The sequence below is a fragment of the Siccirubricoccus soli genome, from assembly GCF_024178315.1.
Lineage (GTDB): Bacteria > Pseudomonadota > Alphaproteobacteria > Acetobacterales > Acetobacteraceae > Siccirubricoccus > Siccirubricoccus soli.
Genome location: NZ_JAMZIK010000220.1, coordinates 1 through 11,138, shown reverse-complemented (window position 1 = coordinate 11,138; position 11,138 = coordinate 1). Strand labels below are relative to the sequence as shown.

The following is an 11,138-nucleotide window of genomic DNA, read 5'->3' as shown; positions in this document are numbered from 1 at the left end:
GGCGGCACTGCCGCCAAGGAGGCAGAGCCCTCTGCCGGGGCTCGGGGGCGGAGCCCCTCAAGCTGCTGGAGCGGCTTCACGCTGACCGTGCCAGCGCGAAACCGCTCCAGTCTTTTGCTTTCCCGCATTTTCCGAGTCGCCAAGCGATTCCGCTTGGCTTGAAAATGCTCTAGAGTGTTTTCGGTTTACATGCGTTCACCGAAAACGCTCTACGCCTTTGTTTGCAGAGCAGATTTGCGCCTTCGGGCGATGCCGCCCTCCGGCGATCTGCTCTAGCCCTTCAGCGGCAGCGCCACGAAAGCCCGCCCGCCCTCGCGCTCGATCTGCAGCGCGATCGCCGGCCGGTTGTCGCGTCGTGCCGCGCTCACCGCCTCCTGCAGGTCGCGCGGCGCCCGCACCTGGCGGTCCCCGGCGCGCAGGATGACGTCACCCGGCTGCAGCCCCTGATTGGCCGCGATGCTGTCCGGCCGCACCGCCGCCACCACCACGCCCTGGCCATCCCGCGCCGGGGCCAGCGCCAGGCCGAGGCTGGCCTGGCCATTCTCGCCCCTCTCCCGCGCCCGCGCCTCCCGCGCATCCGGCACCTGGCCGATATCCACCCGCAGCTCCCGCGCCTCGCCATTGCGCAGCACGGCCAGCGTCGCGGTGCTGCCGGGCCGCAGCTCGGCCACCGCCTCCGCCAGGTCGCGCGGCAGGGCGGCGATGCGGCCGTTCACGCCGGTGATGACGTCGCCCGGCTGCACGCCCGCCTTGGCGGCCGGGCTGTCCGGCTCCACCGCCGCCACCAGCGTGCCGCGGGCGTCGCGCAGGTTCATCGCCTCGGCGAGCTGCGGGTCCAGCCGCTGCAGGGAGACGCCGAGCCAGCCGCGCTCCACCCGCCCATGCTCCTTGAGCTGGGCGATGACGTTCTGCGCCAGCGCCGAGGGCACGGCGAAGCCGATGCCGACATTGCCGCCGGAGGGCGAGTAGATGGCGGAGTTCACCCCCACCACCTCGCCCGCCGCGTTGAACAACGGGCCGCCGGAATTGCCCGGGTTGATGGAGGCATCGGTCTGGATGAAGTCGTCATAGGGCCCGGCGCCGATCTGCCGCCCGCGGGCCGAGACGATGCCGGCGGTGACGCTGCCGCCGAGGCCGAAGGGGTTGCCCATGGCCAACACCCATTCGCCGACGCGCAGCTTGTCGCTGTCCCCGAAGCTGACGGCGGGCAGCGGGCTGCCGGCCTCCACCTTGATCAGCGCGAGGTCGGTCTTCGGGTCGGTGCCGACGACGCGGGCCGGCAGCTCCCGCCCATCGGCGAGTTCCACCTTCACCGTATCGGCCTCGCCCACCACATGGTTGTTGGTCGCGATGTAGCCGGCCGGGTCGATGATGAAGCCGCTGCCCTGGCCGACGATCCGGCGGGGCTGGCCACCCTGCGGGAATTGCCGGAAGAAGCGCTCGAAGGGCGTGCCGCGCAGCTCCGGCGGCAGCTCGGCCGGCGTCGGGCCTTCGGTATGGCCGGTGATGCTGATGCGCACCACGGAAGGGGCGACGCGGGCGGCGAGGTCGGCGAAATCCGGCCCCACCGGCCGCGGCAGGGCCAGGGCGGTGGCCGGCGCCGATTGCGCCAGGGCTTGCGAGGATGGCACCAGCGGCACCAGCGCGGTGGTGGAGAGCGCCAGCGCCAGGGCACCGGCGGCGGCGAGGCGGGAGGATTTCAGAAGCATGGGTCCCTCTTGCAAAGCGTGTCGCCGCATGCGCGGCTTGGGCCCATGGAACGCCCCGCCCCCTCCCCGGATGCTGCCGCCAACCATACGGATCGGTATGGTCCAGCGAGGACTCCATGAAGATCCTGATCGTCGAGGATGACGCCGAGACGGCGGAATGGCTCCGCCGCGGCCTGACCGAGGCCGGCCACACCGTGGACCACGCCGCGGATGGGCGGGACGGCCTCTTCCTGGCCAGCGACGGCGGCTATGACGTGCTGGTGGTGGACCGGATGCTGCCGAAGCTGGACGGCATCGGCCTGGTGCGCGCGCTGCGGGCGGCGGGGGTGAAGACGCCGACGCTCTTCCTCACCGCCCGCGCCGGAATCGGCGACCGGGTGGAGGGGCTGGAGGCCGGGGCGGACGACTACCTTGGAAAACCCTTCGCCTTCGCGGAGCTGGTGGCGCGGCTGAACGCGCTGGCCCGCCGGCCGCCGCTCTCCGGCGAGGCGACGGTGCTGCGCATCGCCGATCTGGAGATGGATCTGCTGAAGCGCAGCGTGACGCGCGGCGGCAGGCGGATCGAGCTGCAGCCGCGGGAATTCCGGCTGCTGGAATTCCTGATGCGGCGCGAAGGCCAGGTGGTGACGCGAACCATGCTGCTGGAAGGGGTGTGGGACTTCCACTTCGACCCGAAGACCAGCGTCGTCGAAACCCATATCAGCCGGCTGCGGGCGAAGCTGGACCAGGAGGGGGCGCCGCCGCTGATCCATACGCTGCGGGGGGCGGGCTACTGCATCCGGGCACCGTGACAGGCGCCGGAATTCGAGGGGGCGCTGCCCCCTCGAGCACCCCCGCCAAAGGCCGAAAGGCCTTTGGAAACCATGAGTTCTGGCGCACGACGGCGTTCAAGGTCACGTTGCTGCATCTCAGCCTCACGCTGCTCGGGACCATCGCGCTCTCGGCCGTGGCGTGGTGGGCGACGACCCGGTTCGCGTTGCAGCAGATCGCGGCGGAGGTGGAGCGAGATACCGGCGTGCTGCTGCAATCGGCGCAGCTCGGCGGGCCGCGCGGCCTGGCACTGGCCATCGAAGCGCGGATCGCCGCCGATGCCAGCGGGACGCAGTATTTCCTGCTGGCCGCGCCGAACGGCACGCATCTCGCCGGCAACCTCGCCCGGGCGCCGCGCGGGCCGGGCTGGGAGACCCTGGCGCTGGAACGCCCCGCCCCCGCCCCGCCCGGGGAATTGCTGGCCTTCGGCACGCCCCTGCCCGGCGGCGCCTTCCTCACCGTGGCGCGGGACATCGCGCCGGTGCGGGCGCTGGAGGCGACGCTGCTCGGCGCCGCCGGCTGGGTAGGGGGCGCGGCGCTGCTGCTCGGCCTGGCCGGCGGCACCCTGCTCGGCCGCAGCGCCACCCGCCGCGCCGCCGCCATGGAGACCGCCCTGGCCCGCATCGAACTGGGCGAAATGACCCATCGCCTGCCCGTCACCGGCAGCGGCGACGATTACGACCGTCTCGCCGCCCGCATCAACGCCACCCTCGACCGGCTGGCGGTGCTGATGACGACCCTGCGGCAGGTGACGGACGATATCGCCCACGATCTCCGCACCCCGCTCAACCGCCTGCGCCAGCGGCTGGAGGCGGCGCTGCGCGACGGCGATGCCGCGGCCGCCATCCCCGCCGCCATCGCCGAGGCCGATCACCTGCTGGAGATCTTCGCCGCCCTGCTGCGCATCGCCCAGGTGGAGGCCGGGGCCCGTCGCGCCGGCTTCGCCCCCTGCGACCTCTCCGTCATCGCCGAGAGCGTCGCCGAGGTCTATGCGCCCGCCGCCGAGGAGCGTGGCCAGGTGCTGGAGACCGCGATCGCCCCCGGCATCGCCTGCCAGGGCGACCGGGAGCTGCTGACCCAGGCGCTGGCCAACCTGCTGGACAATGCCGTGAAGCACGGGCGGGAGGGCGGCCGCCTCCGCCTGGCGCTCGGTGCGGAGAGCATCACCGTGGCCGATGACGGCCCCGGCATCCCGCCCGAGGAACGCGAGCTGGTCCTCCGTCGCTTCTACCGGCGCGATGCTGCCCGCAGCACCCCCGGCAGCGGCCTCGGCCTTGCGCTGGTGGCGGCGGTGGCGGAGCTGCACGGCATGGCGCTGCGGCTGGAGGACAATGCGCCCGGGCTTCGGGTCGTGCTCGCCCTGCCAAGCCCGGGAGGACCCCCGCCACGCTGCGGCTGACCAGCGCCACCCCCAATGCCCGCAAGCTGCGCATCGCCCTGGGCAGAGAAGGGCATTCCCTTCGAGCTGCAGACCGAGCCGCGCTGGGACGGCACCACCGCCACGCCCGTCGCCGCAGACGGTCCGCGACCGGGTGGCGTGATCCCGGCGTGGCCGGCCGGCAGCGCCGGGATCACCGGCTGATCCAGGGCATGCCGGACGCCCTGCTCCGGCCCGGCAGCGGGCCGCGTCCTCGCGGCGGCCCCCTGCCCCTGGCCTATCGCCGCGGTTGCGGCAGGACGTCCATGGTCGCGCTGTCCTTCCACAGGTCGGGCGCCTGCCCCTGCGGCACCTTCCGGCAATCCAGCGCGGTTCCGGGCGGCACCGCCTGCTGCTGCCGATGCAGCGCCGCCAGGCTCTCCCGGGTCGCCTTGCCTTCCACCTGCCGGCCGATGCTGCGGTGGATGTCCTTGCCGTCCATAAGCTCTCCTCCTTGTTGGGGCAGGCAAAACGCCGAAACCGCCCGGACGATCCCGGCCCCGCCCCGCGTGGCGGGCAAGGCTGGGCCGAGCCCCGCATATGGTGACGTCCAGGGGAAGTTCGATCACGAGGATACGAGCCGGCGGGCAGCCTTGCCCGCCGGTCCACGCTGTCCCCGGCACCAGCCCGGCCGGAATGTTCCGCCCCGCCCACGCGGGTGGCCGGGACGCCGCCACGGGAACAGAGACGCCTTCACGCCGAGCCTGCGGCCGCAGCATCGGTGGCAACCTGCGCCCCAGACCCGCTCCGGCCGAAGCCCGCAACCCGTGCTCCATGGCGGCCGCCGGGGCGTCCCGCCTGCGCGCGCCCTGCCCCGGCCGCAACCCGCCGGCCGCGCAGCGGTGGGCCTCAGGCCTCCCGGAAGCTCCGGCCGAAGGCGACGCGCAGCGGCTCGAAGAGGTAGTCGATCATCGTCCGCTCCGTGCGCACGATCAGCACCTCGGCCGGCATGCCCGGCACGAGATCGGCGGCGGGGCCGAGCTGCGCCAGCTCCTCGCGGCTCACCTCGACGCGCGCGAGATAGTAGGGCTGGCCGTTCGAAGGCTCCTGCAGGCGGTCCGCCGAGACGTCCCGCACCGTCCCCATGATGCGCGGGAGGCCGCGGCTGGAGAAGGCGGTCAGCCGGACCTGCGCCGGCAGGCCGGCATGCACCACGTCGATATCCCCGGGCGCGACATGCGCATCGATCAGCAGCATCTCCTCATCCGGCACGATGTCGAGAATCGCCTCGCCGGGGCGGATCACGCCCTCCAGCGTCTTGAACCGCAGGCCGACGACCTTGCCGCTGATCGGGGCGGTGACGACGGTGCGGGCCAGCACGTCGCGGCTGGCCTGCAGCCGCTCCGTCACCGTGGCCAGCTCGGTCCGCACCTTGTCGAGCTGGTCGGCGATCTTGTCCGCCCGTTCGGCATCGCCAGCCAGGATCTGCAGCTCCGTCTCCCCGATCAGCTGCTGCGTGCGGGCGATCATGGCGGTGTGCTCGCCCCAGCGCCCGAGGATCTCGGCCTCGACGCGCTGCAGCCGCAGGATCTCCGGGCGCGGCACCAGCCCGCCGCGCAGCAGCTCCTCCTTGCCCTTCAGCTCGTCCGCGATGAGGGCAAGCTGCTTCAAGGCGCTCGACACCTGCGCCTGCAGTGCCCGGATCTGCTCCTGCGACTGCTCGATGCGCTGCCGCTGGACGCTGCGCCGCGCGTCATGCGCCGCGTTGCGGGTGGCGAGCAGGAAGCGCTGCCCCTCGAGGATGGTGCGGATCTCGGGGTCCGGGTTCTCCCGCAGCTCCGCCGGGAACTCGATCTCCGTCTTCCCCGCCTGCTCCGCCCGCAGCCGCGCCTGGGTGGCGAGCAGCGTATGGTACTGGTTCAGCAGCGCGTTGTAGGTCGTTCGCGCCTGCAGGCTCTCCAGCAGCACCAGCGGCTGCCCCTCGGTCACCCGGTCGCCGTCGCGCACCTGGATGCCGGCGATGATGCCGCCCTCCAGATGCTGCACGGTGCGCCGGCTGCCATCGGGGCTGATGACCCCGGGCGCCACCGCCCCGCCGGCCAGCGGCACCAGCATTCCCCAGGCGAGGAAGCCGCCCAGGAACACGGTGATGAGCAGGGTCCCCGCGCGCCGCAGCGGGCTCAGGGCCTGGCCCAGCTCCACCCCGGCGATGTCGGGTGCGGCGGGCGAGGGCGTGGTTGGGGTCAGGCCGCGGGCGGGTCGGGGGGCGGCCGGGGAGGTGGCGGCGCCGACGGGCGATCCGGACTCGTTCAACTCGCTGTCCCTCCTCCATAGCCCGGCTCGCCGGCGCGGCCGGGCGTCATCAGGGTCCGCAACCCGGCCGCGCGGAACGCCCCCCGAAGCGGCGGCGCCCCCTGCCCTATGCGCGCTGGTGCTCCGGCACGCCCTCGGGCGCCGAGGAGCCGTCCGCCGCCGCTATCCTCAGCCGCTTCAGGATCTCGTCCCGCGGCCCGAAATCCGCCACGCGGCCATGCTTCAGCAGGAGGATCTTGTCCGCCTGCACGATGGTCGAAGGCCGGTGGCCGACGATGACCACCGTCGCGCCGGCCTGCTTCAGGTTCTCGATGGCGGCGCCGAGCGCCGACTCGCCGGCCTGGTCGAGATTGGCATTCGGCTCGTCCAGCACGATCAGCCGCGGCATGCCGTAGACGGCGCGGGCCAGGCCGATGCGCTGCCGCTGCCCGGCCGAAAGGCGCAGCCCGCCCTCGCCGATCGGCGTGTCGTAGCCCTCAGGCAGGCGCTGGATCAGTTCATGCGCATGGGCGAGCATCGCGGCCTCGACCACCTGCTCATCATCCGCGGCGCCCATACGGGCGATGTTCTCCCGGATCGTGCCGCCGAACAGCTCCACCTCCTGCGGCAGATAGCCGATATGACGCCCCAGCTCGGCCGGGTTCCAATGCGCGAGTTCGGACCCGTCCAGCCGCACCTCGCCGGCGGTCGGCTCGGCGACGCCCACCAGGATCCGGCACAGCGTGCTCTTGCCGCCGCCGGACGGGCCGATGACGGCGATCGCCTCGCCCGGCTGTGCGGTGAGCGAGACCTGGGTAAGCACGGCGGCACGGGCGCCGGGTGGGACATAGGTGACGCGGTCCAGCGTGACGCGCCCGACCGGCGCCGGCAGCCGCGTGCGCAGCGGCTCGGCCGGCAGCGATTCCAGCCGGGATTTCAGGCGGCGATAGGCGAGGCGCGTCGAGACGAAGTTCCGCCAGTTGGACATGGCGCCCTCGATCGGCCCCAGCGCCCGGCTGAGCAGGATGGAGGAGGCGATCATCCCGCCGCCGGACATCTCGTTCCGCAGCACCAGATAGGCGCCGAGGCCGAGCAGCACGGATTGCACCAGGTTGCGGGCGAATTTGGTCACGCCCAGCAGCCAAGCGCTGGTCTCGCCGGCCCGCTGCCAGGCGGCCGTGCCGGCCGCGCCGCTCCGGCACCAACGCTCGACCAGCGCCGGCAGCATGCCCATGGCGCGCACCGTCTCGGCGTTGCGGATCATCGCGTCCGCCTGCTGCGCCGCGACGATCTGCGCCAGGCTCGCCCGCGCATTCTGCGACCGGGTGACGTATTCGTTGAGCAGGCCGAGGCAGAACAGCAGCGCCACCGAGGCCAGGGCGACGCTGCCCAGCAGCGGATGCAGCATCCACACCAGCACCAGATAGGCCGGCGACCACAATATGTCGAAGATCCCGGTGAGCGAGGGCGAGGCCATGAAGGCCTGGACCGTGGAGAGATCGCGCATGGGCTGCGCGCCCGCGGCGTCGCCGACCAGCCGGGCGCGGACGCCCGCTTCCAGATAGACCGGCCCGAGCCGCGCGCCGAGCCAGGTCGCCATCCGGACCACGATGGCCGAGCGCAACCCCTCCAGCAGCCCGTAGAGCAGCAGGGCGGCGGCGATGAGGACGGTCAGGCCCAGCAGCGTCTCCACCCGGCCGGTCGCCAGCACCCGGTCATAGACCTGCAGCATGTAGAGCGACGGCCCGAGCAGCAGCAGGTTGATCGCGAAGCTGAAGGCGGCAAGCATCCAGGCGCTCGACCGGCAGGCGCGGATGGCGCCGGAGAGCGCATTCTCCACGCCGCGCCGGCCCATGCGCCCGAGGGCGACGGAAGTCATCGGCACACTCCTTCCAGGCGGGCCGCCAGCGGCATGGTCCGCGGGGCAGCAGCGGGGAGATGCCGCCGCGGCCGGCGGCCGGGCAGGCGCCCGCGCGGCACCGGCCCGCCGAACCAGTGGCTATTCGAAGAGGAGCGCGCCAAGGTCCACCTTCGGCGGGGCGAATTGCAGGCTGATCACGGCGCCGTCCGTCAGCAGCAGCTCAGCCGAACGATCCGCCGCGTCCACCGCCATGGTCATCGCCGTCTCGCCCGGCAGGAGCAGCCGGTCGAGGGTGGGGTCGAAGACCGGGATGGACATGTCGCCGGCCCCGGCCTCGTGCACGAAGGTCGTGCCCTCCCCCCCTGCGCCGCCGCCTCCCGGCGCGCCGACCTCGATCTTCGGCCCGGCCGGCTCGGCCGGCGTGGTCGCCGGAGGCAGCAGCCCGGACAGCAGCGGGTGCTGGAGCAGGCCCGGCGGCCAGGACGGGAGGTCCGCCTCCCCCGTCGTCGCCGTCGCCTCGACCCTGAGCGGCGGGTCGCCGGGCTCCGCGCCGGGCAGGGCCACCGAGGTGGACGCGGCCGCGACGGCGCCGGGGCCCACGACCTTGAGGCTGAGCGAGGCGGTGGCGCCGCCGGCGCTCGAGCTGGAACTTGAGCTCGAACTCGAAGAGGAGGTGACAGGCATTGTCATGTCTCCGGGTGGTGGAGTCCTGCTCGGACACCTGGTTCAGAAGGCATGGCCGAAAGGCGGGACGGCGCGATCCGGCCGGTCACAGGATGAAATCCGTCGCCGCAAGAGAAACCGCGCCGGCCAGCAGGATGACCATGTCGGGGTCCGTGTTGGCGTCGTCCGTATCCAGCAGGATGACGGTGTTGGCACCGGCGGGCCCGAAGGTGATCTCCCCGCCGCCGGCGCCGCCGGTGAAGGCGGCCATGGGCCCGAGGAAGACGAAGCCCTGATCCCCGGCCTCCGAAGCCCTCGCGTCGATGGCGCTGAGGTCGATGCGGTCGCCCTCGGCCTTGGAGAAGACGACTGCGTCCGGGGCGGCGCCCAGGCTGTCGGACAGAGCCAGGTAGACGTAGAAGTCGGCACCCGCGCCGCCAACCAGCGTGTCGGCGCCACCGGCACCGATCAGGGTGTCGTTGCCCCCGAGCCCCTGCAGCTGGTTGCCGCCGGCGTCGCCGGTGATCGAATCCGCGAAGTTTGAGCCGGCCACGACCTCGAAGCCAGCGACGGTATCGCCGGCCGCCTCCCCGCCGCTGCCGAGGCCGGTCGTCAGGTTGATGGTGATCCCGGCGGCGGAGAGCGCGTATTGCAGCACGTCGGTGCCGAGGCCGCCATTGAGGCTGTCGGCGCCCGCTCCGCCATCGACCGTGTCGTTATCGGCGCCGGCATCCAGAACGTCGTTGCCCGCGCCGCCGAGCAGCACGTCATTGCCCGCACTGCCGGTCAGGGTGTCGTTGTCCGCGCCGCCATCGAGGGTATCGTTGCCCCCGGCCCCATCGAGCACGTCATTGCCGACAAGGCCAAGCAGCCGATTGGCGCCCGCATCGCCAGTGATGGTGTCTCCGGCGAAATTCGAGCCGGCGACGTTCTCGAAGCCGGAAACGGTATCGCCGGCCGCGTCGCCGCCGCTGACGGCGTTGGTTGCCAGGTTGACCGTCACCCCGGTGGCCGAGCCGGTGTAGTTCAGCTCGTCCACCCCCGCGCCGCCGCTGAGGCTGTCGGCGCCGAGGCCGCCGCCGATGACGTCGTTCCCCTGCCCGCCATCCAGCGTGTTGTTCGCGCCGTCGCCGATCAGCAGGTCGTTGAAGTTGGAGCCGATGAGCGCCTCGATGCCGCTCAGCGTATCGCCCTGCGCGTCGCCGCCCGCGCCCGGGATGGTGGTGCCGAGCTGGATCTGGACGCCGGCGCCGGAGGCGGCATAGTTCACGGTATCGACGCCCGAGCCGCCGGTCATGCGGTCGGCGCCGGCGCCGCCCGGCATCGAATCATTGCCGCTGCCGCCATCGATGACATCGGCGCCGATGCCGCCGATGAGGGTGTCGGCCCCGTCCGAGCCGTTGAGGATGTCGTCGCCGTCGGCGCCATCCAGCAGATCGTTGTTGAAGACGCCGGTGAGCGTGTCGTTGCCCGCGCCGCCGAAGAGCTGGTCGCCGACGCCGGCCACGCCGAAGCCGCCGCCCGCATTCAGGTTGTCGTTGCCGTCGCCGCCATACAGCGTGTCGATCCCCTGGCCGCCGAGCAGGAAGTCATCGCCACCGCGGCCGTACAGCAGGTCGTTGCCGTTCCCGCCATCCAGCGTGTCCGCGGCGTCGCCCGCACCGATCGCGCCCACGCTGCCAGGCTGCAGAAAAGGTCCGAAATTGCCGTCATTCGGGTCCGCGTCGTCGGCGTCGCCATCCAGCACGTCATTGCCGTTGCCGCCCGCGAGGTTGTCCGCGCCCGCGCCGCCATACAGCGTGTCATTGGACTGGCCTGCGGCCATCGTGTCATTGCCCTGTCCGCCGAACAGGATGTCGGCGGGATCGCTGGCCGGCAGGAGGGGGGACACCCTGATGTTGTCGTTCCCGCCCAGGCCATAGACGATGAAGTCGCCGGCGTCGTTGAGGTTCTCGATGTTGCCGGTGTTGTCCAGGCGCCTGACGGTTGGCATTGGTGCTGTTCTCCCCCCGCTCCGCTGTCATCCCCGGCCTCTGACGGGACGGTCACGGGCGCAGCCTACGCCTCCGCTCCGTTGCGGCAACGCCGCCATCGGAGGATGACCATTGGTGCTTGGGCGGCAATTCCTTCGATGCGCCCGGCTACCTCCATCGGCGTAGGCATGGCTAGGCGCGCATGCGAGCAGGGCCCGGGAGGTACCTCCCGGGCCCTGCTCGCATGCGCGACGGGTCGCCGTTCGGGCCGCGCGCACCGAAGGGGTGGAGCACGCGGGCGGTCGTGGTACCGGAGCATGAGGCCTGCGCCTCACGCTCCGGCCCTGCCGGTTCAGACGGCGTCAGTCCGTGGCGGACTCGGACACCGAGTTGGAGCTCGAGTGCCAGTCGCTGGTGGAGGTGCTGGTGCCGGTGGCGGTGAAGGTGTTGTCGCCGGAGGCCGAGGCATCCGC

Annotated in this window: 9 protein-coding genes; 3 read left to right on the top strand and 6 right to left on the bottom strand. The window is 72.4% G+C overall.

Going from position 1 to position 11,138, the window contains the following annotated elements; translation table 11 throughout:
• Positions 1–272: 272 nt before the first annotated feature.
• Positions 273–1,709: a DegQ family serine endoprotease gene (locus tag NJ376_RS26755; RefSeq protein ID WP_252956415.1), complete on the bottom strand. Its 1,437-nt coding sequence runs from the start codon at positions 1,707–1,709 to the stop codon at positions 273–275.
• Positions 1,710–1,825: 116 nt separating this feature from the next.
• Here NJ376_RS26755 and NJ376_RS26750 point away from each other — a divergent pair, with 116 nt between their 5' ends.
• From NJ376_RS26750 to NJ376_RS26740, 3 genes are all read left to right on the top strand, one after another.
• Positions 1,826–2,500: a winged helix-turn-helix domain-containing protein gene (locus NJ376_RS26750; RefSeq protein WP_252956414.1), complete on the top strand. Its 675-nt coding sequence runs from the start codon at positions 1,826–1,828 to the stop codon at positions 2,498–2,500.
• 107 nt (positions 2,501–2,607) lie between these two features.
• A complete protein-coding gene (locus NJ376_RS26745; protein ID WP_252956413.1) occupies positions 2,608–3,918 on the top strand; it encodes a sensor histidine kinase in 1,311 nt (436 codons plus the stop codon).
• 15 nt (positions 3,919–3,933) lie between these two features.
• Positions 3,934–4,101, top strand: coding sequence for a hypothetical protein (locus NJ376_RS26740; protein ID WP_252956412.1), 168 nt, complete (start codon positions 3,934–3,936; stop codon positions 4,099–4,101).
• 73 nt (positions 4,102–4,174) lie between these two features.
• On the opposite strand, the gene NJ376_RS26735 is transcribed toward NJ376_RS26740, so the two are convergent.
• From NJ376_RS26735 to NJ376_RS29070, 5 genes are all read right to left on the bottom strand, one after another.
• Entirely contained in the window at positions 4,175–4,378 is a 204-nt protein-coding gene (locus NJ376_RS26735) for a hypothetical protein (RefSeq protein ID WP_252956411.1), read from the bottom strand.
• A gap of 407 nt (positions 4,379–4,785) precedes the next feature.
• The gene (locus tag NJ376_RS26730) at positions 4,786–6,189 is read right to left on the bottom strand and encodes an HlyD family type I secretion periplasmic adaptor subunit (RefSeq protein WP_252956410.1); all 1,404 of its coding nucleotides are present in this window, start codon (positions 6,187–6,189) and stop codon (positions 4,786–4,788) included.
• 106 nt (positions 6,190–6,295) lie between these two features.
• The gene (locus tag NJ376_RS26725) at positions 6,296–8,047 is read right to left on the bottom strand and encodes a type I secretion system permease/ATPase (protein ID WP_252956409.1); all 1,752 of its coding nucleotides are present in this window, start codon (positions 8,045–8,047) and stop codon (positions 6,296–6,298) included.
• 120 nt (positions 8,048–8,167) lie between these two features.
• On the bottom strand, positions 8,168–8,713 hold the full coding sequence (locus NJ376_RS26720) for a hypothetical protein (protein WP_252956408.1): 546 nt from the start codon (positions 8,711–8,713) through the stop codon (positions 8,168–8,170).
• An 85-nt stretch (positions 8,714–8,798) separates the two neighbouring features.
• On the bottom strand, positions 8,799–10,685 hold the full coding sequence (locus tag NJ376_RS29070; RefSeq protein WP_305880026.1) for a calcium-binding protein: 1,887 nt from the start codon (positions 10,683–10,685) through the stop codon (positions 8,799–8,801).
• Between the last annotated feature and the right edge of the window lie 453 nt (positions 10,686–11,138).